This window comes from Sphingomonas piscis (genome assembly GCF_011300455.1).
GTDB lineage: Bacteria > Pseudomonadota > Alphaproteobacteria > Sphingomonadales > Sphingomonadaceae > Sphingomicrobium > Sphingomicrobium piscis.
Map to the genome: position 1 here is coordinate 863534 of NZ_CP049869.1, position 23985 is coordinate 887518.

The window sequence follows — 23985 nt, forward strand, 5'->3', positions numbered from 1 at the left end:
CATCGCTGTGGTGAAGAGGCTGGCGGGGTTCCCGCCGGTCGCGGAGAGGTTTTGCTTGGAGTCGCATGGCCGATATCGCCGCATTGACCGACCTGATCGAGCCCGAGGTGGAGAGCCTCGGCTATGCGCTCGTGCGGGTGGCGATGACCGGCGGCGGATCGGACCCGACGTTGCAAATTATGGCCGAACGACCGGACACGCGCCAGCTCGACCTTTCGGATTGTGAAAAGATTTCGCGCCGGCTGTCCGAGAAGTTGGACGCACTGGAGGCGGAGGGGCGCGACCCGATCGAGGGCGGGTACCGGCTGGAAGTCAGCTCGCCCGGGATCGACCGTCCCCTGACGCGCCGCAACGATTATCGCGATTGGGCCGGCCACGAGGCCCGTGTCACGCTCGCCGAAAAGAAGAACGGCCGCCAGCAATATTCCGGCACCGTCCAGGGCATCGAGGGCGACACGGTGACGCTCGCCGGCAAGGACGGCCAGGCTTACGAGATCGCATTTACCGACATCGGCTCGGCGAAGCTTCTGCTGACCGACAAGCTCATCAAATCAACCGCGCCGATCAGCACCGAAGGCGCCGATACCATTCAGGAAGTAGAGGAAGACTAATGGCCACTGCCGCTCCGACCGTTGCGTCCGCCAACAAGGCCGAGCTTCTGGCGATCGCCGACAGCGTTGCCCGTGAGAAACTGATCGACCGCGCCATCGTCATCGAAGCGATGGAGGACGCAATCCAGCGTGCCGCTCGCGCCCGTTACGGCGCCGAGAATGACATCCGCGCCAAGCTTGACGGCACCACCGGCGACCTTCGCCTGTGGCGCGTCCTCGAGGTGGTCGAGGAGCCGGAGGATCATTTCAAGCAGGTCGATCTCAAGGGCGCGCAGAAGCTGCAGAAGGACGCGGCGCTGGGCGACTTCATCGTCGACCCACTGCCCCCGATCGAGTTTGGCCGAATCGCCGCGCAGGCCGCCAAGCAGGTCATTTTCCAGAAGGTCCGCGATGCCGAGCGCGAGCGCCAGTATGAAGAGTTCAAGGACCGCGTCAGCGAGGTGATCACCGGCGTCGTCAAGCGGGTCGAGTTCGGGCACGTCGTCGTCGACCTCGGCCGGGCCGAGGGCGTTATTCGCCGCGACCAGCAGATCCCGCGTGAAATGGTCCGCGTCGGCGACCGTATCCGTTCGCTGATCATGCGCGTAGCGCGCGAAGCTCGTGGCCCGCAGATCTTCCTGTCCCGCGCCCACCCTGATTTCATGAAGAAATTGTTCGCGCAGGAAGTGCCGGAAATCTACGACGGCATCATCGAGATCAAGGCCGCCGCCCGCGATCCGGGCAGCCGCGCCAAGATCGGCGTGATCAGCCGCGACAGCTCCATCGACCCGGTCGGCGCCTGCGTCGGCATGAAGGGCAGCCGCGTGCAGGCCGTCGTCCAGGAGCTTCAGGGCGAGAAGATCGACATCATCCCCTGGTCGGAAGACACGGCGACCTTCGTCGTCAACGCGCTTCAGCCGGCGACCGTCAGCCGCGTCGTCATCGACGAGGAAGAGAGCCGCATCGAGGTCGTGGTCCCCGACGATCAACTCAGCCTAGCCATCGGTCGCCGCGGTCAGAACGTCCGCCTCGCCAGCCAGCTGACCGCCTCGCAGATCGACATCCTCACCGAAGCCGATGCCAGCGAGAAGCGACAGCGCGAGTTCGTCGAGCGCTCCGAGATGTTCCAGACCGAGCTGGACGTCGATGAGACATTGGCCCAGCTGCTGGTGGCGGAAGGCTTCACCGCGCTCGAGGAAGTGGCTTACGTCGACCTCGACGAAATCGCCTCCATCGAAGGCCTCGACGACGAGATCGCCGGCGAGCTTCAGAGCCGTGCCACGGAGGCGCTGGAGCGCCGCGAAGCCGCGGCCCGGGAAGAGCGCCGCAGCCTTGGCGTCGAGGATGCGCTGGCCGAGCTTCCGCACCTCACCGAGGCGATGCTGGTGACGCTTGGCAAGGCCAACATCCGCACGCTGGACGATCTCGCCGACCTCGCCACCGACGAGCTGATCCAGAAGAAGCGCCAGGAGCCGCGCCGCCGCGCCGACAGCCCGCAGACCAACAACCGGTCCGAGGACAAGGGCGGGATTCTGGCGGAGTACGGCCTTAACGAAGAGCAGGGCAACGAGATCATCATGGCAGCTCGCGCCCACTGGTTCGAGGACGAAGACGCCGCCGCTGGTCAGGAGGACGCGCTTGCGGACTCCGAGCAATGATAAGCGGAAACGCCTGACCACATCCTCCCCTCCCGCTGGCGAGAGGGGTTCGACGGGTGAGCCCTCCCCTGGTACCTCCCCGGAGCGGGCAGGGAGTGAGCCTGAACGCACGTGCATTCTTACCCGCGCCAAGGGCACCAAGGATGAGCTGATCCGCCTCGCCCTTGGTCCCGACGGCCAGGTGGCGCCCGACGTGCGGGCCAAAGCGCCCGGGCGTGGCGCGTGGATCTCCGTCGGACGCGCGCAGCTCGATGAGGCAAACGCCAAGGGCAAGCTCAAGGGCGCCCTGGCCCGAGCCTTCAAGGAACCGGTGGAAGTCCCCGAAGATTTAGGGGCCCTTACCGAAGCCGCGCTTCGCCAGGCCTCACTCGACCGGCTCGGCATGGAGGCGCGCTCGGGCAAGCTAATCAACGGCGCCGAACGCGTCGAAACCGCCGCCCGCTCCGGCAAGGTCTATCTGCTGGTTCACGCCGCCGATGCCGGGGAGGACGGGCGCAAGCGGATGGATCAGGCGTGGCGCTCCGGCGGCTCGCGTGAACTTGGGCATGACCGGGGCTTGGTATTCCCGGAGGGACGCACCATCTTGTCCATGGCCTTGGGGCGCGAAAATGTGGTACATGTCGCCCTGACCGATCCCGCTGCCGCCGCTCGCGTGTCCCAAACGCTTGCCCGGTGGCGCGCTTTCACTGACCCGCATGCTGGGCTAGACGGCGGCGACATCGCCTCCGGCTCCAGTACGCCTGACGAAGTTGACGAAGGAACAGAATGACCGACCAGACCGACAAACCGAAGCTTGGTACCCGGCCGCCGCTGGGGCTGAAGCGCACGGTCGAGACCGGAAAGGTGAAGCAGAGCTTCAGCCATGGGCGCTCGAACACGGTTGTGGTCGAGGTTAAGAAGCGGCGCATCCTGGGCAAGCCGGGCGAGACGCCGGCTGCTGCTCCGGAGGCACCCGCGCCCGAACCGGTTGCTGCCGCGCCGCAGCCAGCTGCTCCGGCACCCCGCCCCGCACCTGCTGCCCCGCAGCGTCGCCTGTCGGAAGCGGAGCAGATCGCCCGCCGCAAGGAGGACCTCGAGCGGTTCCAGCGTGAGGCAGAGGAAGCGCGCATGGCCGCGCTTGAGGAAGCGCGTCGCCGTGAGGACCAGGCCAAGAACAGCGCTTCCGAAGAGGAACGCCGCCGTGCCGAAGAGAATCGCCGCGCCGAAGAGCAGGCTATTGAAGAGCGCCGCTTGGAAGCCGAGCGCGCCGCAGCCGAAGCTGCTGCTGCGGCCGAAGCCCCTGCCGCTTCAGCGCCGGCCGCTCCGGCGCAGGAGGAAGACCGTGGCTTCCGTCGCCCTGCAGGCGCTGCACCCGCGCCCAAGCGCCCGGAGCCCGCACGTCCGAGCCGTGGCCGCGACGATCATCGTCAACGCGGCAAGCTGACCGTCACCCGGGCGCTGTCCGGCGAGGACGACAGCCGCGCCCGTTCGCTCGCGGCGCTTCGCCGCGCCCGGGAAAAGGAAAAGCGTCACCATCAGCAGTCCGGTCCCGCCGCCAAGCAGGTCCGCGACGTCGTCGTTCCGGAGACGATCACCGTCCAGGAGCTCGCCAACCGCATGGCGGAGCGCGGCGCCGATCTGGTGAAGGCCCTGTTCAAGATGGGATCGCCGGTCACCCTGACGCAGACCATCGATCAGGACACCGCCGAGCTGCTGGTCACGGAGTTCGGGCACAACATCAAACGCGTCAGCGAGAGCGACGTCGATATCGATACCTCAGCCGACGTCGATGCGGCGGAAAGCCTGCAGCCTCGTCCGCCCGTCGTGACCATCATGGGCCACGTCGACCATGGCAAGACGTCGTTGCTCGACGCAATCCGCGGCGCCGCCGTGGTCTCCGGAGAGGCCGGCGGCATCACGCAGCACATCGGCGCCTACCAGGTTTCTCTGCCGGACAAGTCGAAGGTCACCTTCCTCGACACGCCGGGTCACGAGGCGTTCAGTGAAATGCGCGCCCGCGGCGCCAACGTCACCGACATCGTGGTGCTGGTTGTTGCCGCCGATGACGGCCTCAAGCCGCAGACGGTGGAAGCCATCAACCACACCAAGGCGGCCGGCGTGCCGATGATCATCGCGATCAACAAGATCGACAAGCCTGAGGCCCGTCCGCAGCGCGTGCGTGAGGAATTGCTTCAGCACGAGATCGTGGTCGAGCAGCTTGGCGGCGACGTCCAGGACGTCGAAGTTTCGGCGCTGCAGAAGACCAATCTCGACGGTCTGCTCAACGCCATCCACCTTCAGGCGGAAATCCTGGAGCTGAAGGCGAACCCAGACCGCGCCTCCGAGGCAACCGTGATCGAGTCCAAGCTCGACAAGGGCCGTGGCCCGCTTGCCACCGTGCTCGTTCAGCGCGGCACGCTGCGCGTCGGCGACGTATTCGTTGCCGGTGCCCAGAGCGGCAAGGTCCGGGCGCTCACCGACGACAAGGGTCGCCAGGTCAAGGAAGCCGGGCCGGCAATGCCGGTGGAGGTGCTTGGCTTGTCCGCCGTGCCGTCCGCAGGCGACCCCTTCACCGTCGTGGAGAACGAAGCACGTGCCCGCGAAGTCGCGGCCTATCGTCAGAGCGTTCTGGACCGCAAGCGCACGACCGCCGCCCCGGTCAGCCTTGAGAATATGTTCGCGTCGAAGGCTGCGACCACCATGGAATTCCCGCTGGTGGTCAAGGCGGACGTGCACGGTTCTACGGAAGCCATCGTCAGCGCGCTCAATCGCCTGTCGACAGACGAGATCCGTGTCCGAATCCTGAGCTCCGGCGTCGGCGCAATCACCGAAAGCGACGTCACACTGGCGGCCGCGAGCGGCGCGCCGATCATCGGCTTCAACGTCCGTCCGAACGCAAAGGCCCGCGAGGCCATCAACCGCACCAAGGTCGAGCTGCGTTACTACGACGTGATCTACCATCTCACCGACTGGGCGAAGTCGGCGATGGGCGGCCAGCTTGGGCCGGAGATCATCGAAACGGTCGTCGGCCGCGCCGAAGTTCGCGAGGTCTTTCCCGCCGGCAAGCGCGACAAGGCCGCGGGTCTGCTGGTGCTGGAAGGCGTCATCCGCAAGGGCCTCAACGCCCGTCTCACGCGCGAGGACGTCATCGTTTCCAAGACGACCATCAGCTCCCTTCGCCGCTTCAAGGACGACGTGGCACAGGTCATCGCCGGTCTGGAATGCGGCGTGCTTCTTGCCGACACCAACGACATCAAGCCGGGCGACTCGCTCGAGGTCTTCGAAGTCGAGGAGCGCGCCCGGACGCTGTGAGCCCATTCCCCTCCCGCTCTCGGGAGGGGCCAGGGGAGGGCATGTCGGAAGGCTTTCACAAGACCTTCCCGACCCCTCCCGCACGCGGGAGGGAGAAAGAGGATGCGCAAGACCGAAACCGCCGAGGGCCGCTCCGTCCGCCTGCTCCGGGTCGGCGAGCAGGTGCGGCACGTGCTGAGCGATGTGCTTCAGCGCGGCGACGTGCATGACGAAACCCTGCAATCGCACCTCGTCAGCATCACAGAAGTGCGCATGTCGCCGGACCTTCGCCACGCAACGGTGTTCGTGAAGCCCCTGCTAGGTCAGGACGAGGAAGCGGTGCTCAAGGCGTTGCGTACCAACACGGCCTTTCTTCAGCGCGAAGTCGCCCACCGCGTCCGGATGAAATATGCCGCCAAGCTGAAGTTCATCGCCGACGAGAGCTTCGACGAGGGCAGCCACATCGACCGTCTGCTGCGGTCGGAGCATGTCGCGCAGGACTTAAACGAGGAATGATCGATCTTCAGCTGCTGTCGCAACCGCTTGCCGGCGATGGTTGCAGCGGAGAGCCGTTCACTGAAGCACGTCGGGATGCATTGCGTGCAGCATGCGCCGAGGATCCGGCGATCTGGGCGATGTATGCAGTCAACTTCGGCCCGCCCGATTTTGATCGAACGATCACCGATTACGTCGCACGCCCGACCACCCGCACGTTCGTCCTGTTCGATGGCGACGAACTTGCTGGCATGTCGTCCTTCCTCGGCATCGATGAGGCGCGACAGTGCCTTGAGATCGGCGGCACCTACTACCGTCCCGCCTTCCGCGGCACCGGCTTCAACCGTCGCGTCAAGGACATGATGCTTGATCGCGCGTTCGCGTCCGGGTTCCGCCGCGTCGAATTCCGCGTCGACAAGCGCAACGCCCGCTCCCAAGCGGCGATGAAGAAGCTCGGCGCGGTGCGCGAAGGCGTGCTCCGGGCCGACCGGATCACCTGGAACGGCCATGTTCGCGACACGGTGCTGTTCGCCATCCTCAAGGATGAATGGCCAGTCTAGCTGTCGTCGTCGTCCTCTTCGACAATCAATGACGGATCGTCGCGGCGGGGGAGATATCGCCACCACAACATGACATTCAGCGCCAGCGCTGCCATCTGCATCGCGCCCGCGCCGGCGATCAGTGCCACAGGCTTGCCGCTGTGAACCGTTAGAAAAGTCGCCACTGCGATCGCAGTAGCCGCGAAAGCAGCAAACCCGCCAAGCCGATGCGGCATGTACGGCTCAAGGCGGCTGTGCAGCTGCAGCCCGCGCCCGGTGCGTGCGGCGAAGTTACCGAACGGGCCGAAGACCGCGAGCAGGTTCTTCGTCAGACGGTAGGTAAGCATCCGGCGAGAGGTGATCACGGTATTCTGCGCAACTTCAGCAAAGAGTAGCGGCTCGTCGGTGGGCACATCGGGGGCGTCGGTCTCCAATCGGCCACGCCGCATCAGCAGGATGGCGGCCCACTCACGCAGCCCGTAGGCGAGTGCAAACCATTCTGCGCCGCCATTTAGCGCCCAGACCACCGACGCAGCGGCGAGACCGGCAAGCCCGTTAACGAGCGGGAAGTTCCGACCGGCCAGCCCGGGTTCGAGGGCACGATACACTCGTCCTGTAAGACTCAATGATACCAAAGGTAGCAATCGCGCGATCAGCGGTTGCCCCGCTGCTTCAAGCGCGAAACACCACAGTCCCGTGAGCGCGATCATGGCGCCAAGCACACCCAGCTGGATCAATCGTGCGGTTGTAACGGACGCTTTGCGCACCGCCGGGGGCGCATCCCGCCGTCGGCGCAGCGGACCGGCGGTTGTCATTTGGGTGAGCATCAAAGTCGCCCGCATCAACACGGTGGCGGCGAGCATTCGCGCGGCATCGGCATGACCCAGGGCCAGAGCGACGATCGCCCACATGGCGATGAGGCTCGCCATCGGCAGATATTCTCTTACCGTCAGGTGAGCGGCCTTCTTGCCGACCTTGCGAGCACGCTGCCGAGGTGATGATCGAGCTGTCCTGGAGGAACCCTGATCGGGAGGGGTCGGCGACGGGTTCATGGCGCTTTAAGGGGTGACTTATGGTCAAACGCCGGGAGCTTGTCTACGCGATGTCCATGGCGGCTCCCGAGACACGCTGATGGCTAAGCTCTACTTCTATTATGCGGCCATGAACGCCGGCAAATCGACCACCCTGCTGCAGGCCGATTTCAACTATCGTGAGCGCGGCATGGAGACGATGCTCTGGACCTCCGCTCACGACCATCGCGCCGGATTGGGCCTCATCGGTTCTCGCATCGCTCTGTCGGCACCGGCGAACAGCTATGCGCCTGAGCTGGACCTTTTCCACGAGATCTCCGACGAGCTGACCCGGCGATCGCTTCACTGTGTGCTCGTCGACGAAGCGCAATTTCTTACCCGCGCTCACGTTCTTCAGCTTGCGCGGGTTGCGGACCAACTCGCCATACCGGTGCTTTGCTATGGGTTGCGGACCGACTTTCTTGGCAATCTGTTCGAAGGAAGTGCCGCCCTGCTCGCGCTGGCCGACGCGCTGATCGAGCTGAAGGCGGTGTGCGACTGCGGACGGAAGGCGACCATGAACCTTCGGATCGACGAAGCTGGCCGGGCGGTGCCTGCAGGTGCGCAGACCGAAATCGGCGGAAACGATCGCTACGTCGCGCTGTGTCGCAAGCATTTCTTTGAGCGGCTTGGGGCGGCGGAGACGTCTCCGCTACCAGGTCAGGTCGGAGACGATCCGTACATAAGCGGATAGAGCGGCACCCTGGTCGTAATCGGCCGAACGGTGTCCGGGCAGGACTGGATTGGTCGACACCTGCCGAAGCAGGGCTTTCGCAATGTCGTGTGGGTCACGCGGGTTGACCAGCACGCCATAGCGGCCGCCATCCAACACCTCTGCAGCACTCCCGGCTGTTGCAGAAGCAACGATCGGCCGACCAAGCGCCAAGGCCTCCAGAAGGACGTTGGACGCGCCCTCCCACAAGGATGGCAAGACAAGGACATCTGCAGCCGCCATCAGCGGCAACGGATTCGACACCGGAGGGATGATCTGGAGTGCGGAAGGACCCAAGCCGAGCTTTTCCCCCTGATGCCGCAGCGCTTGCAAAAGCGGACCTGCGCCGACGATCATTAGGCGGATCGACATCGATCGCCGCGCAATGGAAAGCGCCTCGATCAGGGCCGAGAAATTCTTCTGCTCCACGAGGCGGCCGACGGCCACGGCCGTCGGTTCGTCATCGTTGGTCGACCAAGGTAGCACGGTAGGCTCCGATGCCCGGCGCCGAACCATTTGCGCGTCGACGCCGTTCGCGATGACCTTGCCCTTGGCTGCTATGGACGGGATCCTCTGCGCGGCGGCGGCGAGCAGCTGAGTCGAAACGAACACCATCGTTGCAGAACGCCGAGCGATGAAACGGAACTTGGCACGGTTCCAATATGCTCGGGGAGAGAGATGAGAGCGGCCATGGCCAAGGTCATTGCTGACACGGACGACGAGGCGCGTTGGAAGGCCCATGGTGGCGAGCGCGGCCGCAACATGGCCCTGGTTACCGACGGACAGCAGGACTTGCGGCTGTTCGCGCTTAATGTAGCTTCGAAGCGGCCATACTGACCGACGCATTCGCCGTTTTCGCGAAGGCTCGCGCGGGCCGTTCAATAGGTTCACTGTGCGGACAGCGGTAGCAACCTCGCTCCCCAAGGCACCCGATGCGTTCGCAGCAAGAAGGGAGACTTGCCAGCCCTGCTCGGCAAAGGTGCGCGAAAGCGCAAGCGCGTTGACGACGACGCCACTCGGCTCCAGATCGTCGATGAACAGGGCAATCTTCAAGAGGTCCCCTTATCGGACGGCAATGCCCTTGTCTGTCGGTAACGCTGCAGGTCAAGGGAGCATAGATGCTTCACGGGTGGATCATCCTCGACAAGCCGGTTGGGCTTGGCTCGACGCAGGCAGTCGGCGCCGTCAAACGCGCACTTCGGGAAGCCGGTGAGCCGAAGACCAAAGTGGGACATGGCGGGACGCTTGATCCGCTCGCGTCGGGCGTGCTGCCGATCGCAATCGGTGAGGCGACGAAGCTCGCTGGCCGGATGCTCGACAGCGACAAAACCTATGAGTTCACCATCCGCTTCGGCGAGGAGACCGACACGCTCGACGCGGAGGGCAAGGTCATCGCCACCAGCGACGTCATGCCGTCGCTCGACCAAGTGGAATGCGTGCTCCCGCAGTTCCGTGGTCCGATTGAGCAGGTACCTCCCGCCTATTCGGCGCTGAAGATCGACGGCAAGCCTGCCTACGCCCGCGCCCGCGCCGGTGAGCAGCTCGAGATGAAGACGCGGGCCGTGGCGATCCACGATCTTCACCTCATGGCCTTCTTCGGCAACGAAGCCACCCTCTCCGCGACCGCGTCCAAGGGTACTTACATCCGATCCTTGGCCCGGGACGTCGCCCGTGCCCTTGGAACGGTGGGTCACGTCACCATGTTGCGGAGGTCAAAGGCCGGCCCGTTCACCCTTGGGCAGGCCATTTCGCTGGACTTTCTCGCCGAAGCCGCTAAGGCGCGGCAACTGACGAGGACGGTAATGCCGCTGACCGCGGCGCTGGACGACATCCCGGCCCTCCCCGTCACCCCCGAACAAGCGAAGCTGCTCCGTCAGGGGCAGCGGCTTGCCGGGTTCCCCGATGTGCCGGGGCTTCAGCTTGCGACCCACGACGATCGTCCTGTGGCGCTGGTGGAGGCATCGGCCGACGGCCTGAAGGTCGTCCGGGGGTTCAACATCTAGAAACAAGGAGTGCCCCGATGTCGATTACCGCTGAAAAGAAGCAGCAACTGATCAAGGAACATGGCCGCGGTTCGGACGACACCGGTTCGCCCGAAGTCCAGGTCGCCATCCTCACCAGCCGAATTCAGACCCTCACCGAGCATTTCAAGACGCACGCGAAGGACAACCACTCGCGTCGCGGCCTGCTCATGATGGTCAACAAGCGCCGTGCCCTGCTCGACTACCTCCGCCGCGAGGACGAGCAACGCTACACCGATCTCATCGCGAAGCTCGGCCTTCGCAAGTAACTTCTAAAGGGCGCCCTCGCGGCGCCCTTTGTCTTTGAGCCGCCCTGCAATTCGGCGGGGCGTTCAAGAGGACCCCATGAAAGTAGTACTTTCATGGGACCCTCAAGGGGCCGAAACAAGTGCCCCGCACCGCTCGCAGACCGGTCTTGTCTGCCACCAGACGAACCCACCGGCATCCGGCCGCTGGGCTAAGGAAATCAAATGTTCGACATCAAAACTGTAGAAATCGATCTTGGCGGAAAGACCCTCAAGCTCGAAACGGGCCGCGTTGCCCGTCAGGCCGACGGCGCGGTTCTCGCGACCCTTGGCGAAACCGTAGTGCTTTGCGCCGTTACCGCTGCAAAGTCGGTCAAGCCGGGCCAGGACTTCTTCCCGCTGACCGTCCACTATCAGGAAAAATTCTCCGCTGCCGGCCGCATTCCGGGCGGCTTCTTCAAGCGTGAGCGCGGCGCGACCGAAAAGGAAACGCTGACCAGCCGCCTGATCGACCGTCCGATCCGCCCGCTGTTCCCGGAAGGCTTCTACAACGAAGTCCTCGTGATCGCGCAGGTCCTTTCCTACGACGGTGAGAATGAGCCCGACATCGTGGCGATGATCGCCGCTTCGGCCGCGCTGACCATCTCCGGCGTTCCCTTCATGGGTCCGATCGGCTGCGCACGCGTCGGTTTCAGCGAAGAGGGTGAGTATATCCTCAACCCGACCCAGCAGCAGGTTGCCGACGGGAAGCTCGACCTCGTCATGGCCGGTACGCCGAACGCCGTGATGATGGTGGAATCGGAAGCCAAGGAACTGAGCGAAGAGCAGATGCTCGGCGCGGTCATGTTCGGCCACGAAGCCAGCCGCAAGATCTGCGACGCGATCATCAGCCTCGCCGAAAAGGCGGCCAACGATCCTTGGGAGCTCGCTCCGGCAGCCGACAAGACGGCAATCAAGGCGAAGATCAAGGAACTGATCGGCGCCGATGTCGATGCGGCTTACCGCATGACCGGCAAGTCGGACCGGTCCAACGCCCTCACCGTCGCCCGCGACAAGGTGAAGGAAGCCTTCGCCGAGTCCGATCCGCAGGAGCAGCTCGTCGCCGCCAAGCTGGTGAAGGCCGTCGAGGCCGACATCGTCCGCGGTGCGATCCTCAAGGAAGGCCGCCGCATCGACGGCCGCGACACCAAGACGGTCCGTCCGATCGAATCCATGGTCGGCTTCCTGCCGCGTACCCATGGTTCGGCCCTGTTCACCCGCGGTGAAACGCAGGCGATCGTCACCACCACGCTCGGCACCAAGGACGCGGAGCAGATGATCGACGGTCTGGAGGGTCTCTCCTACCAGCGCTTCATGCTGCACTATAACTTCCCGCCCTATTCGGTCGGCGAAGTGGGACGCTTTGGCGCCCCGGGCCGCCGCGAAGTCGGCCACGGCAAGCTCGCGTGGCGCGCGCTTCACCCGATGCTTCCGAGCAACGAGGAATTCCCCTACACCATCCGCGTCCTGTCGGACATTACGGAGAGCAACGGCTCCTCCTCGATGGCGACCGTTTGCGGCGGCAGCCTTGCGATGATGGACGCGGGCGTTCCGCTGAAGCGTCCGGTTGCGGGTATTGCCATGGGCCTCATTCTCGAGGGCCAAGACTTTGCCGTGATCAGCGACATCCTTGGCGACGAGGATCACCTCGGCGACATGGACTTCAAGGTTGCCGGCACGTCGGAGGGCGTCACTGCCCTGCAGATGGACATCAAGGTCGCGGGCATCACCGAGGAGATCATGAAGGTTGCTTTGGCTCAGGCCAAGGACGGCCGCGCGCATATCCTCGGCAAGATGGCCGAAGCGCTTGGTGAAGTCCGTGGCGAGCTGTCGGCGCACGCGCCGCGCATCGAGACCATGAGCATTCCCAAGGACAAGATCCGCGAAGTCATCGGCACCGGCGGCAAGGTCATCCGTGAAATCGTCGCGGAGACCGGCGCAAAGGTCGACATCGACGACGAGGGCACGATCAAGATCTCGTCCTCGGACGTCAATCAGATCGAAGCCGCGCGCAAGTGGATCCAGGGCATCGTCCAGGAACCGGAAGTCGGCACCATCTACACCGGCAAGGTTGCGAGCATCGTCGACTTCGGCGCGTTCGTCACCTTCATGCCCGGTAAGGACGGGCTGGTGCACGTGTCCGAAATCAAGAACGAGCGCGTCGAGAACGTCCGTGACATCCTGAGCGAAGGCCAGGAGGTCAAGGTCAAGCTGCTCGAGGTCGATCAGCGCGGCAAGGTCCGCCTGTCGATGCGCCTCGTCGACCAGGAAACCGGTGCCGAGCTGGAGGACACCCGTCCCCCGCGCGAACCGCGTGAAGGCGGCGATCGCGGTCCTCGCGGAGACCGTGGCGATCGCGGCGGACGCGGCGGCGACCGTCACCGTGAAGGCCGCGGTCCGCGGCGCGACGGCGGCGATCGTGACCGGGGTCCGCGCCGTGAACGCGGCGAAGGCGGCGCTGATCGCGGCGATCGTGGTCCTCGCCGTGAGCGCAGCGAAAGCGGCAACGACGACGGCCCCGCGCCCGAGTTCGCACCGGCGTTCCTGACCCGGAACGACGACGAATAAGCGCCGGTCTCGGCCGGAAATAGAAAGGGCCTCGCGGGCGACCGCGGGGCCCTTTTTGCTGACCTTGCCTCTGTCGGCTGGAGCAATCCTCCGCTAATCACTCGGTCATGTCGGAAAGTGGCCGAAGCATCCTGATCGTCGGTGGCGGCACGGCCGGGTGGCTGAGCGCCGCCTACCTCGCCAAGGCGCTTGCGCTTCGAGACAACGCCCATCTTACCATCACGCTCTTGGAATCGCCGGACATCGGCACCATCGGGGTCGGCGAGGGTACCTTCCCCACCATACGCGAGACGCTGCGGTTCCTCGATATCGACGAAGGCCAGTTCATCCGCGAGGCATCGGCGACGTTCAAGCAGGGCATCCTTTTCTCCGACTGGCTGCACGCACCTTCTCCGGCCAAGCGCCACCGCTACTTCCACCCATTCGAAGCGCCCTTCTACTCGGAGGATACGAGCCTCGTTCCTTACTGGTTGCTTCAGGACGAGCAGAGCCGGCCGTCATTTGCCGAGGCGGTGACCATCCAGAACAAGGTTGCAGGAGCGAAGCGAGGGCCCAAGCGGCCGGATGAGCCGGCTTTCGACGGGCCGCTCAACTATGCTTACCATGTCGACGCCGCCAGTCTCGCCAGGCTCCTCCGTGAGCGGGCGCTGAGCCTTGGCGTGCGGCATATAACGGGTGAAGTCGCGGATGTGTCACTTCGGCCCGATGGCGCGATCGCCGAGGTCAGGACCACCGCTGGCGCCGGCTTCACGGCCGACCTTTATGTCGATTGCACGGGCTTCCGCAGCGAATTGATCGGCAAGGCGCTCGAAAGTCCGTTTCGCTCCGTCCGCGACACGCTCTTCACCAATCGCGCTCTTACCTGCCGAGTGGGTTATGAGGACCCCGACACTCCGATCGAAAGCTACACGCTCGCCACCGCGCACGCCGCGGGCTGGACGTGGGACATCGGCCTGGCGGGGGCCAGGGGAATCGGTTGCGTTTACTCATCCGACCACCTGGACGACGACCAGGCGCTGGCGGTGCTCCGTGACTATGTGGGGCCTCAGTTCAACGAGGGTGCGGTCAAGACCATCGGCTTCGACGTCGGATACCGCGAGCAGCAGTGGGTGAAGAATTGCGTCGCCATCGGCTTGTCGGCGGGATTCCTTGAGCCATTGGAGGCGACCGGCCTCGTCCTGATCGAAGCGGCGGTGGGAATGGTTGCCGAGCTTTTCCCCCACCACGGTCCGGTCGATGCCCCCGCCCGGCGCTTCAGCAAGCTGATGAGCGCCCGCTTCGACAGCATCGTCAAATTCCTGAAGCTTCATTACTGCCTGTCGCAGCGCGACGAGGCCTTCTGGCGCGACAATGTCGCCGCATCGACGGTCCCCGACGAACTTAAGGACCTGCTTGAACAATGGCGCTACCGGCCGCCCGGCCGCTTCGACTTCATCCTGGACGTCGAAAGCTTTGCCTTCTTCAACTACCAGTACATTCTTTACGGCATGGGATTTCGCACCGATCTGTCCGCCGGTAGGTCCGACTTCCCGAAGGTCGCGGCCGCCCAGAAGCTGTTCGAACGGATTCAGGCCTTCGGCGACAAGGCGGCCCGAGACTTGCCCTCGCACCGAACTCTGATCTCGCAAATGAGCGTCGCCGCCGCCTAGGCGCGGACGAACAGGCTCTTCAGCCATTGCGGGGCGCTGGGCGTCGCCTGCCGCCAGTCCAGGTCGCTGTCCGGCGAATAGGTCCAGGGATTGATGGTCTTGACCTTGCCCTGCTTGAACCGCTGCGGCGTTCGCGTCGCGACGAACAGCCCATGTTCCAACGCTGTCGCGGCAATCAGGCCGTCACGGAGATCCGCGTAGCCGAGCTGCGACCATCGACGCACCACCGCGTCGTCTACAGCCAATATGCGGCCGGCGAAGGCCACGCCGACCTTGCTCGTCAGCCATTCGTGCAAGGCGACGGCTCCAGCTTTGTCCGTCCGCTCCAGCCGACCGGCCGAGCCCTGCAAATCCAGCAATGACACGACGGATATAAAGACCGTCGTCGGGATCAGCGTCGCTGCCCATTCGACCAAGGACGCATCACCCTCTCCCGACCCGCCACCCCGGAGCGTCCAGAGAACATCGGTGTCGATGAGGTGCATCAGCCGCGGCTCCAGGGTCCAAGCGATCGCCAGTCCAGATCGGCAGGGAGGCTCGGCGCAGCCGCGAGCAGATCGGGCAGGCTGTCCGGTTTGCCTATCATCTGCCGGTACGTATCGATGCTCAGCAGAACATGGGTCGGCTTGCCGCGGTCGGTGACGAACACCGGCTGGTCCCGCGCGAGTCGCTTTGCATTGCTCACATCCTGGTTGAATTCGCGGCTGCTGATGCTCTTCATCTCGGACCTACATCGCTACAATCGGCATGCTTGGATGTAGGTACATTACTACCTTGTCGCATGGTCGCAACAGCTTTGGCGGGTGCTCGGGAATAATGCGCGGCGGGCGGCGGGTCGGGTCGATTTCTGCTTGAGTTCGCCGCTCCGCTTCAGCCTTTCTGCCTCCCGCAAGCGTGCTCAAAGACAGCGCGCGGCAGCGTTGGGGAGGGGAAATGTCAGATCTACTTCAGGCCACGTGGGTGGCCCTTGCAGACATCATGGCGCCGCATGGTCCTGCCGTGAATGCTGTCAAAAGCTTTGCACCGGGCGACTACAGCATCCACTTCTTCCTGCAGTTGGCGGTCATCATTCTCGCCTGCCGCGTCGTCGGCTGGATCGGCCAGAAATTCCTTGGGCAACCGCAGGTGGTCGGCGAGATGATTGCCGGCGTGGTGCTTGGCCCCTCGCTCTTCGGGCTGCTCGCCCCGGACATTCAGGCCGCAATCTTCCCCAAAGAGACCAAGAGCGTCCTCTACTCCGGCGCGCAGCTCGGAGTTGGGCTTTACATGTTCATTGTTGGGCTCACGCTTCAGCTCGACCATTTCAAGACGAAGGCGCGCAGTGCCGCGACGGTATCCGCCGCGGGGATCGGTGCGCCGTTCATGATCGCCATCCTCATCACGCCGCTGCTGATGACTGTCCCCGGCCTGTTCGCGCCAGGTATCAGTCAGTTCAATGCCACCCTGTTCATGGGTGCCTGCATCGCGTTGACCGCATTTCCGATGCTGGCGCGGATCATCAACGAGCGCGGCCTTGCGAACAGCTCACTCGGCACGCTCACGTTGACCGCGGGCGCCTTTGACGACGCGGCGTCGTGGTGTGTCCTTGCCGTTGTGCTTGCCACCTTCGGATCCGGTGCAGGCGTTGCCGTCATCGCGATTGTCGGCGGCGTCGGCTACGCCGCCTTCATGCTCCTGTTCGGCCGCAGGCTGCTGGCACCGCTCGGCCGCATGGTCGAGGCCAAGGGCGAGATGAGCAACACGGTGCTTGCTGTCACCCTGATGCTGTTCTGCCTGTCCGCCTTCCTGATGGACGCGATCGGCATTCATGCCGTCTTCGGCGGTTTTCTCCTCGGCGCGGTGATGCCGCGTGGGCTGTTCGTCACCGAGCTCAAGAAGAAGCTGGAGCCGATGACGGTGATCCTGCTGCTGCCGATGTTCTTCACCTATTCGGGACTCAACACCCGTCTCGATATGGTGAACAACCTGCCGCTGCTGCTCATTGCCGGCGGAATCCTCATCGCATCCATCCTTGCCAAGTTCGGTGCCTGCTGGGCGGCCGCACGTTTGTCCGGAGAGGATAACCGGACAGCGCTCGGCATCGGCGCCCTGATGAATGCGCGCGGCCTCATGGAGCTGATCATCATCAACATCGGGCTTCAGAAAGGCGTGATCGGGCCGACCCTCTTTTCGATGATGGTGCTGATGGCCGTGGTCACGACCATGATGGCAAGCCCGCTGTTTGAGGTCGTCTACGGTCGAAAGGCGCGCGAAAGCGGCGAGCTCGGCAAGCTTCAGGGCAGCATGGCGGCGGACGCCGCGTAAAGCCCGCTTCCGCCCGTCGCGCATATCCCTTCCGCGCGGCGGGCGGCATTTTCGGCCTGCTAATCTATGATGGTTACGATCCGTGCCGAATTGAACCAGCCAATAATCTCAAGGAACGGAAGCGTTTAGCGCCTGTTCGCTGCTTCATGATTCACGCGCCTTTGTCCGCCGAGCTTGGTACCTGTTTTGGCCGGCGGGAGGGTGGCGGCCGACGTTCGTCGGGCCGAAGCGAAGCGCGACTGACGGCAGTTGCGCGAACCTTGATCGCTACCCGTACGGTCGAACTCGGCGATGTTTCGGCAACCGGGGCAAGGCTGCATGGGCAGGACCTTCCCAAGGTCGGCGACGAACTGTTCCTTCGTATCCGCAAGGTCGAGACCTTTGGGAGGGTGGTATGGCGGGAGGGCGACTGCGCTGGCGTCGCCTTTGACGAGCCGCTGACGGCTTCGGAGCTGAACGTTGTCCGAAGCGAGGGTGCGCGAACCAGCCAGATGAGGTTGACGCCCGCGGAGGTGGATGCCTTGGACCAGTGGGTGGTGGGGTCCCGCTGAATTCGCATGTCGTGCCCCGTCAGGCGGCGCCATTGCAAAGAATCGCTGACTACGGCAGAGCCCCATCTCCCACCGGAGTGCGTCCATGGCTGCGAATTCCGAACTGCTGATCGACGGCGCCGCCGTTTCCTCCGGTTCCCCGCCGCTCGATTACATCCTTGCCGGTGGCTATGCCGGCAACCGTGTTCACCTGTTAGAAGGTGCGCCCGGGTGCGGTAAGACGACGCTTGGCCTGCAATTCCTGCGCGACGGCGCGGCCAAGGGCGAGAAGTGCCTGTACATCACCTTGTCGGAAAGCCGCGAGGAGTTGCTCCACGTCGCCGACACTCACGGCTGGGATCTTGCAGGCATCGACATTTTCGAGCTTGTTCCGCCCGAGTTGAGCCTGGATACGGAACGCGAGCAGTCGATCGTCTATGCATCGGATCTGGAACTCGGTGAGACGGTTCAGATGGTCATGGACGAGGTGGAGCGCATCGCTCCTGCGCGGATCGTCTTCGACTCCCTTTCGGAAATCCGGCTGCTGGCCCAAGGCCCCCTGCGCTTCCGTCGGCAGGTCCTCGCGCTCAAGCATTATTTCGCGCAGCACAAGTGCACCGTCCTGTTTCTCGACGACCTCACCATGATGGAAACCGACCTCAGCCTTCACAGCCTGGCGCACGGCGTGATCCGTCTTGAGCAGATTGCACAGACCTATGGGGCCGAGCGGCGGCGGCTGCGGGTTTTCAAGATGCGTGGCCGGGCGTTCCGCGGCGGCTTCCACGACTTCACCATCCGCAAGGGCGGGCTGGTCATCTTTCCGCGCTTGGTAGCCTCGTCGCATCCGGACGACGGCCATGAGGACAGACGCGCCTCCAGCGGCGTGCCACAGCTCGACAATCTGGTCGGCGGGGGCCTGGATTATGGCACCACCAATCTGGTGATCGGTCCTTCGGGTTCCGGCAAATCAACGCTGGTGCTGCAATTTCTGAAAGCCGCCATGGAACGTGGCGAGAAGGTGCTGATCGTCAGCTTCGACGAAACCGAGCGAGTATTCCAAAGGCGCGCGACGGGCCTTGGCGTGGACATCGCGAGCTTTTCGGACGCGGGACTGCTCAAGGTTCAGCAGGTCGATCCAGCCGAATTGTCTCCTGGTGAGCTGGCAGGAATCATCCGGCACGAAGTGGATCACGGCACCAGCATCGTCGTCCTGGATTCACTCACAGGCTACCAGCATGCAATGTCGGAGGAGCAATATATGCTGCTCCAGATGCATGAGCTGGTAACCTATCTGAACCAGCAAGGTGTCCTCACCTTCCTCATCCTGGCCCAATCGGGAATGGTCGGGTCGATGCAGTCGCCGGTAGACCTGACCTACCTTTCGGACGCGGTGCTGTTGCTTCGTTTCTTCGAGGCTAATGCCGAATTGAAACGAGCGCTGTCTGTTCTCAAGAAGCGCACTGGATCCCACGAGACTACGATCAGGGAATTGTCGATTACCTCCGACGGAGTCGATGTCGGTGAGACGCTTTCCGGCTTTCGGGGAATTCTGACGGGCACGCCGGTCTATGAGGGCGATTCAAAACTGCTCGTGAAGAGCCTTGGCCAGCCCGGCTGACCTCAGCGAGGATCCCTTCCTGATCATCGCGCCCGGTGGGCGCGATGCCGCCGTCGTTGCCGAATTGCTGCGCAGCGCGAAATTGACCATTGAATATGATCCCGACAACAGCAAGCTGTTCAGCGCGCTAGCACTGGGCCGCGCGTCAGGCGCGATCATCACCGACGATGCTTGGGCAAGGATCGGCCCGCAACGGCTTCAGGAAGCGATCGAGAGTCAGCCTCCATGGTCGGATTTCCCCTTCATTCTTCTCTCCCGGCGTGGAGAGACGAGGGCCGGCTCCCGCAGCCTGGAGGACGTCGCCAACGTCACGGTGCTTGAACGCCCGCTTCATCCCGCAACGCTGGTCAGCGCCGTTCGCTCGGCCCGGAGAAGCCGGCAGAGGCAGCGGCTTGCCGGTCAGCATTTGCGGGAGCTCGAACAGGCCCGGACTGAGTTGCACAACCTGGCCGGATCGCTCGAGACCAAGGTTCGCGATCGGACTCGTGACCTGGCGAGCGCCAACGATCGGCTCACTGCCGAAATCGCGGAGCGTGAGAAAGCGGAGGCGCGGCTCATCCAGGCGCAGAAGATGGAGGCGGTCGGGCAGCTGACCGGCGGCCTTGCTCACGACTTCAACAATCTTTTGACGGCCGTGGTCGGATCCCTCGACCTCCTCCTTCGGCGGACAGACGACGAGAAGCTCAAGCGGCTTGCCAACAACGCTCTTCAGGCAGCGGAACGCGGCGCAAAGCTCACGGCCCAGCTGCTCGCCTTCTCGCGTCGCCAGCGGCTGTCGCCTGCGGCAACCGATGCCAATGAGATTGTCACCAAGATGGGCGACCTGCTCGCCCGGACGATTGGACCTCAAGTGCGGGTAGAAACCCGCCTAGACCCGCAGCTGTGGCATGCGCTGGCGGATCCGACGCAGATGGAGGTGATGATCCTCAACCTGGCGATCAACGCTCGCGATGCCATGCCGCACGGTGGCCGCCTGACGATCTCCACCGACAATGTGCTCCAAGTACCGGCCCACTTGTCGAGCGAACTTGGCGGGCGCGAATATGTTGCCGTCTCCGTTGCTGACACGGGCTCCGGAATGTCGCCTGACGTGATTGCCCGCGCGTTCGAACCGTTCTTCACTACCAAGGAGCAGGGTCGCGGCACCGGTCTTGGACTTTCCCAGCTTTACGGGTTCGCCAAGCAGTCGGGCGGCACCGTTCGGATCGAAAGCCAGGAGGGTAAAGGCACCAAGGTGACCGTCTACCTGCCGCGAACAAACGCGCCCGCCAAGGTGGTCGAACTCGCGCCTGCGAGCACCGGCCAATCGGACCTCATGTCCGTACTGCTCGTCGACGATGACGATGCGGTCCGCGAGGTTTGCGCCACCATGCTCGAGGAAATCGGCTGCCGGGTCAGCGACGCATCCTCGGGCGAGCAGGCGCTGGACCTGCTTGCCAATCATCATTTCACCGTCATGGTCACCGACGTGGCGATGCCTGGAATGTCGGGCGTCACCCTTGCCGAACGCGCACGCGAAATCGCGCCCGACATGCCGATCATGTTCGCGAGCGGTTACGCCGACCTGGGGTCGTTCGGTGAGGATTTGGCTGACGAGGTCGTCATGAAGAAGCCCTACCGGCTGGCCGAACTCGCCGCTCGGTTGCACGATCTCCGCGGCGCCGAAGCGGCCGACAACGTGATCCCCCTGCGGCCTTAAGCCGAAACGCGAACATCCCCGAAGATCAGCCTCAAGCGTTCCACGCCTCTCAAGCCGTCCTTTCGTTTCAAGCTCTTGTCGGCTAATAGACATTCATGATCGCACAGAAGACCCGCTATGCGCTGCGCTCTCTCCTGTACCTGGTGGAGGAAGGCGGCGGCGGGCCGGTGCAGCTGGCGCGGATCGCAAGCAGCCAGAACGTCCCCCCAAAATATCTCGAGCTCATCATGCTCGATCTCAAGAAGACCGGTTTGGTGAAGAGCATCCGCGGCCCGAAGGGCGGCTACGTCCTCGCCCGCCCGCCTGAGGCTATCTCCTTCGGTGAGATCGTCCGCACCATGGAAGGGCCGATCGCCCTGGTTTCATGCGCTAGCGTGAATTATTATGCGCCCTGCGGTGACTGCCACGATGAGGCGACCTGCGCCATCCGCCGCGCCTTCGCCGTCCTTCGCGATCAGAGCACGGCCGTGCTGGACTCCATCTCTCTTGCCCAGGGTGCCGAGTGGGAAGAGCGGCTCGCCCCGAGGGAGCCTTTGGTCCACCAAGCTTGATCCCTTCGGCTGTCGCCTGACTGTCAAATCCAGCGTGGCACCATGTCTGAAGATCGTCCGGTGCGGTGGTGGAGCTGAGGGGAATCGAACCCCTGACCTCTGCAGTGCGATTGCAGCGCTCTCCCATCTGAGCTACAGCCCCGCGCCCGGACAGCGGCGCTCAGATGTTTCTGAATCGCCGCGGCAGGCGGGCTCCATAACCGCGGTTCCTCCCCTTGCAACGCGCTTGTCCCGGCAGGATGTCGGACTGGCGCACTTGCCGCTCTCGCCGCCCGTGGCACCGGAACGGCCTATGAGCCCCGCACGTTTTCCTGACTCAGATTAGCCGCTGCCGATTGCGGCGGCGTCACCTTGGAGGACAGACATATGGGCTATGACCGTGATGAGGCGGATTATGGGCGCCAGGATCGCAGCCGATGGGCAGACGACCGCTCGTCGCCACGACAGGGTTCCGGACGCAGCGAACGCGGCTTCTTCGAACGGGCCGGCGACGAGATTGCGTCCTGGTTCGGAAGCGACGACGACGGTGGCCGCGACAGCCGCGACGGCAACTGGGACCGTGAACGGGGCGACGATCGCCAGCGCGGCGGCTGGATGAGCGGCGAGCATCGCGACCGCGGGAATGATTGGCGCAACCAGGAGCGAAGCCGCGCAAACCCGGGTCGTGACGATCGTAATGAATGGCTTGGCGGCCGTTCGCCGGAGCATAGCTCACGAGACCGGTACGATCGCAGCCAATCGGAAGAGCGCTCCTATCGGTCGGACCACGACGGCGACCAGCGCGGCTACCGTCCGGTCACCGGCGACTACGGCCGCAGCAGTTTCAACGATCGCCAGCAGCCGCAGCGGGGTGACCAGCACGACAAGCAGCAGAGCAATTGGGATCGCGACGATTACCGCCGCACCAGCTTCGCCGGCTCGTCAGACCGCTCGCAGCATCATGACCCGCATTATCGGCAATGGCGGGAGCGGCACATGCAGGAGCTCGACCGCGATTATCACGACTATCATCGCGAGCGGCAGACGCGCTTCGACGATGACTTCGGTGGCTGGCGCAACAAGCGGCAGGAGAAGCGCTCCTTGCTCGGCCAGGTTCGGGAGCATCTCGAGGTCGTTGGCAGCGACGGCGAGCATGTCGGCACAGTCGACAAGGTGGCCGGCGACCGCATCATTCTGACCCGCAACGATCCAGCTGCCGGCGGTCACCATTCGATTGCCTGCACGCTGGTAGACCGGGTCGAGAATGGCCGCGTAATTCTGGACACCACCGCCGAGCAGGCCCGAAACCGCTGGCGGGACGAAGACCGCAGCCGCGCCCTGTTCGAGCGGGAGGATCAGGGCCAGGCCGGCCCCGGCATTCTCGACCGGAGCTTCTCGGGAACCTACCGCGACTAAGCGGGCGGTCGCTCCCTCTTTCCCGGGGAGGATTGGCCCGGCCGTTCAAGCGACGGCCGGGCCTTTATCGTTCAGGCGTTAGCGGTTGAAGGTGCAGGCGGCGGGGTTGCCGGTTTCCAGTCCCTTGCGGAGCGCGGCCATGCGCTGCGCCGAGGTGCCGTGGGTGAACTTGTCCGGGGAGACGCGCCCCTGTGTCAGCGTATCGTCGCCGATCGCCTCAGCGGCCTTCATGCCTTCCTCGAAGTCGCCCGCTTCCATGAGGTTCTTGTCGTTGGCTGCCCATACGCCGGCATAGCAGTCGGCCTGCAGTTCGACCCCGACCTGAACCGCGTTGCCTTCCGCCTCGCTCGAGCGCGCCTGCGCATTCTGCGCCCGCTCCAGCGTGCCTTCCAGGTTCTGGACATGGTGGCCGACCTCATGCGCGATAACATAGGCCATGGCGAAATCACCCGGCGCTCCAAACCGCCGCGACAGCTCATTAAAGAAATCCGGATCGATGTAGATGCGCTGGTCGGTCGGGCAGTAGAATGGCCCCATCGCCGCCTGCGCCGCACCGCAGCCCGACCGGCCGCTCGTCGAATAAGCAACCAGGGTAGTCGGAGTGTAGCGCTGACCCGACCGGGCGAAAAGGTCGGTCCAGCGGCGCTCGGTGGAGCCGAGCACCCGCGTCATCAGATCCCGCATCTGCGGATCCAGGCTAGAGGCCGCATTGGGCTGGCCTGGCGCGCTCGTCGTCGTGCCTGGGCCCGTGGGAATCAGTCCGCCGCCGCCGCCAAGGGTCGAAAGCGCGCAATAGCCGAGAAGAAGGACCAGCACGCCGACGATGCCGAAGCGGCTCATCACCATCGGCAATAGGCAGCCCAGCATGTTGCCGCCACCTCCGCCAAGCCCGAAGCCGCCACCTCGGCCCGTGTTGTCGATGAAGTTACCGCTCGGATCCTCGTCGCCTAGCCGCACCCCTGTTCCTCCTCCTGTTTCGAAGTCGTAATGCTTGGCCGCGTCCCCGGTTGCAAAGGACGGCGCCGAGCGGCT

At 64.2% G+C, this 23985-nt stretch carries 22 protein-coding genes and 1 tRNA gene; 17 read left to right on the plus strand and 6 right to left on the minus strand.

The annotated features are described in order from the left end of the window. The first annotated feature begins 65 nt into the window (after positions 1 to 65). The 6 genes from rimP (at position 66) to G7077_RS04315 (ending at position 6573) form a co-directional block, all read left to right on the plus strand. Positions 66 to 611 carry a ribosome maturation protein RimP gene (gene rimP / locus G7077_RS04290; protein WP_166410632.1) on the plus strand — a complete coding sequence of 182 codons (546 nt, stop codon included), beginning with the start codon at positions 66 to 68 and terminating at the stop codon, positions 609 to 611. Beyond that, positions 611 to 2248: a transcription termination factor NusA gene (gene nusA / locus G7077_RS04295; RefSeq protein ID WP_166410633.1), complete on the plus strand. Its 1638-nt coding sequence runs from the start codon at positions 611 to 613 to the stop codon at positions 2246 to 2248. The genes rimP and nusA overlap by 1 nt, the downstream gene beginning before the upstream one ends. Continuing rightward, positions 2229 to 3017: a DUF448 domain-containing protein gene (locus G7077_RS04300; RefSeq protein WP_425505304.1), complete on the plus strand. Its 789-nt coding sequence runs from the start codon at positions 2229 to 2231 to the stop codon at positions 3015 to 3017. Before nusA ends, G7077_RS04300 begins: the two co-directional genes overlap by 20 nt. After that, a complete protein-coding gene (gene infB, locus G7077_RS04305) occupies positions 3014 to 5539 on the plus strand; it encodes a translation initiation factor IF-2 (RefSeq protein WP_166410634.1) in 2526 nt (841 codons plus the stop codon). The genes G7077_RS04300 and infB overlap by 4 nt, the downstream gene beginning before the upstream one ends. Positions 5540 to 5641: 102 nt before the next feature. Beyond that, a complete protein-coding gene (gene rbfA, locus G7077_RS04310) occupies positions 5642 to 6034 on the plus strand; it encodes a 30S ribosome-binding factor RbfA (protein ID WP_166410635.1) in 393 nt (130 codons plus the stop codon). After that, positions 6031 to 6573 carry a GNAT family N-acetyltransferase gene (locus tag G7077_RS04315; RefSeq protein WP_166410636.1) on the plus strand — a complete coding sequence of 181 codons (543 nt, stop codon included), beginning with the start codon at positions 6031 to 6033 and terminating at the stop codon, positions 6571 to 6573. Before rbfA ends, G7077_RS04315 begins: the two co-directional genes overlap by 4 nt. Here G7077_RS04315 and G7077_RS04320 read toward each other — a convergent pair. After that, positions 6570 to 7481, minus strand: coding sequence for a hypothetical protein (locus tag G7077_RS04320; RefSeq protein WP_166410637.1), 912 nt, complete (start codon positions 7479 to 7481; stop codon positions 6570 to 6572). The genes G7077_RS04315 and G7077_RS04320 overlap by 4 nt on opposite strands. A gap of 202 nt (positions 7482 to 7683) precedes the next feature. Here G7077_RS04320 and G7077_RS04325 point away from each other — a divergent pair, with 202 nt between their 5' ends. After that, positions 7684 to 8316, plus strand: coding sequence for a thymidine kinase (locus G7077_RS04325; RefSeq protein WP_166410638.1), 633 nt, complete (start codon positions 7684 to 7686; stop codon positions 8314 to 8316). Here G7077_RS04325 and G7077_RS04330 read toward each other — a convergent pair. Then, a complete protein-coding gene (locus G7077_RS04330) occupies positions 8275 to 9387 on the minus strand; it encodes a glycosyltransferase (RefSeq protein ID WP_166410639.1) in 1113 nt (370 codons plus the stop codon). The two genes, G7077_RS04325 and G7077_RS04330, sit on opposite strands and share 42 nt — an antisense overlap. A 65-nt stretch (positions 9388 to 9452) precedes the next feature. Between G7077_RS04330 and truB the strand changes: the two genes are divergently transcribed. The 4 genes from truB to G7077_RS04350 all read left to right on the plus strand — a co-directional run bounded on the left by truB (position 9453) and on the right by G7077_RS04350 (position 14856). Beyond that, a complete protein-coding gene (gene truB / locus G7077_RS04335; RefSeq protein ID WP_166410640.1) occupies positions 9453 to 10337 on the plus strand; it encodes a tRNA pseudouridine(55) synthase TruB in 885 nt (294 codons plus the stop codon). Between the two features lie 17 nt (positions 10338 to 10354). Then, positions 10355 to 10624, plus strand: coding sequence for a 30S ribosomal protein S15 (rpsO, locus tag G7077_RS04340; protein WP_166410641.1), 270 nt, complete (start codon positions 10355 to 10357; stop codon positions 10622 to 10624). 201 nt (positions 10625 to 10825) lie between these two features. Continuing rightward, positions 10826 to 13207, plus strand: a complete 2382-nt coding sequence (gene pnp, locus G7077_RS04345) for a polyribonucleotide nucleotidyltransferase (RefSeq protein WP_166410642.1) — start codon at positions 10826 to 10828, stop codon at positions 13205 to 13207. A gap of 107 nt (positions 13208 to 13314) precedes the next feature. Further along, complete coding sequence (locus tag G7077_RS04350) at positions 13315 to 14856, plus strand: tryptophan halogenase family protein (RefSeq protein ID WP_166410643.1); 1542 nt, start codon at positions 13315 to 13317, stop codon at positions 14854 to 14856. On the opposite strand, the gene G7077_RS04355 is transcribed toward G7077_RS04350, so the two are convergent. Both G7077_RS04355 and G7077_RS04360 read right to left on the minus strand, forming a co-directional pair. Then, positions 14853 to 15341, minus strand: a complete 489-nt coding sequence (locus G7077_RS04355; RefSeq protein WP_166410644.1) for a type II toxin-antitoxin system VapC family toxin — start codon at positions 15339 to 15341, stop codon at positions 14853 to 14855. The two genes, G7077_RS04350 and G7077_RS04355, sit on opposite strands and share 4 nt — an antisense overlap. Beyond that, on the minus strand, positions 15341 to 15577 hold the full coding sequence (locus tag G7077_RS04360; RefSeq protein WP_166410645.1) for a type II toxin-antitoxin system Phd/YefM family antitoxin: 237 nt from the start codon (positions 15575 to 15577) through the stop codon (positions 15341 to 15343). The genes G7077_RS04355 and G7077_RS04360 overlap by 1 nt, the downstream gene beginning before the upstream one ends. A 212-nt stretch (positions 15578 to 15789) precedes the next feature. Here G7077_RS04360 and G7077_RS04365 point away from each other — a divergent pair, with 212 nt between their 5' ends. The 5 genes from G7077_RS04365 to G7077_RS04385 all read left to right on the plus strand — a co-directional run bounded on the left by G7077_RS04365 (position 15790) and on the right by G7077_RS04385 (position 21558). Next, positions 15790 to 17160, plus strand: coding sequence for a cation:proton antiporter (locus tag G7077_RS04365; protein WP_166410646.1), 1371 nt, complete (start codon positions 15790 to 15792; stop codon positions 17158 to 17160). A 260-nt stretch (positions 17161 to 17420) separates the two neighbouring features. Beyond that, the gene (locus G7077_RS04370) at positions 17421 to 17711 is read left to right on the plus strand and encodes a PilZ domain-containing protein (RefSeq protein ID WP_246167383.1); all 291 of its coding nucleotides are present in this window, start codon (positions 17421 to 17423) and stop codon (positions 17709 to 17711) included. A gap of 85 nt (positions 17712 to 17796) precedes the next feature. Next, the gene (locus tag G7077_RS04375) at positions 17797 to 19308 is read left to right on the plus strand and encodes an ATPase domain-containing protein (protein WP_166410648.1); all 1512 of its coding nucleotides are present in this window, start codon (positions 17797 to 17799) and stop codon (positions 19306 to 19308) included. Beyond that, positions 19292 to 21007, plus strand: a complete 1716-nt coding sequence (locus G7077_RS04380) for an ATP-binding protein (protein WP_166410649.1) — start codon at positions 19292 to 19294, stop codon at positions 21005 to 21007. Before G7077_RS04375 ends, G7077_RS04380 begins: the two co-directional genes overlap by 17 nt. Before the next feature lie 95 nt (positions 21008 to 21102). Next, on the plus strand, positions 21103 to 21558 hold the full coding sequence (locus G7077_RS04385) for an RrF2 family transcriptional regulator (protein WP_166410650.1): 456 nt from the start codon (positions 21103 to 21105) through the stop codon (positions 21556 to 21558). Between the two features lie 66 nt (positions 21559 to 21624). Here G7077_RS04385 and G7077_RS04390 read toward each other — a convergent pair. After that, a tRNA-Ala gene (locus tag G7077_RS04390) sits at positions 21625 to 21700 on the minus strand. A gap of 224 nt (positions 21701 to 21924) precedes the next feature. On the opposite strand from G7077_RS04390, the gene G7077_RS04395 reads away from it, so the two are divergent. Continuing rightward, complete coding sequence (locus G7077_RS04395; RefSeq protein ID WP_166410651.1) at positions 21925 to 22953, plus strand: DUF2171 domain-containing protein; 1029 nt, start codon at positions 21925 to 21927, stop codon at positions 22951 to 22953. Positions 22954 to 23031: 78 nt separating this feature from the next. Here G7077_RS04395 and ypfJ read toward each other — a convergent pair whose 3' ends face one another. Then, the gene (gene ypfJ / locus G7077_RS04400) at positions 23032 to 23910 is read right to left on the minus strand and encodes a KPN_02809 family neutral zinc metallopeptidase (protein ID WP_166410652.1); all 879 of its coding nucleotides are present in this window, start codon (positions 23908 to 23910) and stop codon (positions 23032 to 23034) included. Positions 23911 to 23985: the final 75 nt, after the last annotated feature.

Bases quoted from the DNA above. Each gene is read 5' to 3' on its own strand.
- rimP (WP_166410632.1), top strand. From the start codon at position 66: ATGGCCGATATCGCCGCATTGACCGACCTGATCGAGCCCGAGGTGGAG.
- nusA (WP_166410633.1), top strand. From the start codon at position 611: ATGGCCACTGCCGCTCCGACCGTTGCGTCCGCCAACAAGGCCGAGCTT.
- infB (WP_166410634.1), top strand. From the start codon at position 3,014: ATGACCGACCAGACCGACAAACCGAAGCTTGGTACCCGGCCGCCGCTG.
- rbfA (WP_166410635.1), top strand. From the start codon at position 5,642: ATGCGCAAGACCGAAACCGCCGAGGGCCGCTCCGTCCGCCTGCTCCGG.
- G7077_RS04315 (WP_166410636.1), top strand. From the start codon at position 6,031: ATGATCGATCTTCAGCTGCTGTCGCAACCGCTTGCCGGCGATGGTTGC.
- G7077_RS04320 (WP_166410637.1), bottom strand. From the start codon at position 7,481: ATGGCGAGCCTCATCGCCATGTGGGCGATCGTCGCTCTGGCCCTGGGT.
- G7077_RS04325 (WP_166410638.1), top strand. From the start codon at position 7,684: ATGGCTAAGCTCTACTTCTATTATGCGGCCATGAACGCCGGCAAATCG.
- truB (WP_166410640.1), top strand. From the start codon at position 9,453: ATGCTTCACGGGTGGATCATCCTCGACAAGCCGGTTGGGCTTGGCTCG.
- rpsO (WP_166410641.1), top strand. From the start codon at position 10,355: ATGTCGATTACCGCTGAAAAGAAGCAGCAACTGATCAAGGAACATGGC.
- pnp (WP_166410642.1), top strand. From the start codon at position 10,826: ATGTTCGACATCAAAACTGTAGAAATCGATCTTGGCGGAAAGACCCTC.
- G7077_RS04350 (WP_166410643.1), top strand. From the start codon at position 13,315: ATGTCGGAAAGTGGCCGAAGCATCCTGATCGTCGGTGGCGGCACGGCC.
- G7077_RS04355 (WP_166410644.1), bottom strand. From the start codon at position 15,341: ATGCACCTCATCGACACCGATGTTCTCTGGACGCTCCGGGGTGGCGGG.
- G7077_RS04360 (WP_166410645.1), bottom strand. From the start codon at position 15,577: ATGAAGAGCATCAGCAGCCGCGAATTCAACCAGGATGTGAGCAATGCA.
- G7077_RS04365 (WP_166410646.1), top strand. From the start codon at position 15,790: ATGTCAGATCTACTTCAGGCCACGTGGGTGGCCCTTGCAGACATCATG.
- G7077_RS04375 (WP_166410648.1), top strand. From the start codon at position 17,797: ATGGCTGCGAATTCCGAACTGCTGATCGACGGCGCCGCCGTTTCCTCC.
- G7077_RS04385 (WP_166410650.1), top strand. From the start codon at position 21,103: ATGATCGCACAGAAGACCCGCTATGCGCTGCGCTCTCTCCTGTACCTG.
- G7077_RS04395 (WP_166410651.1), top strand. From the start codon at position 21,925: ATGGGCTATGACCGTGATGAGGCGGATTATGGGCGCCAGGATCGCAGC.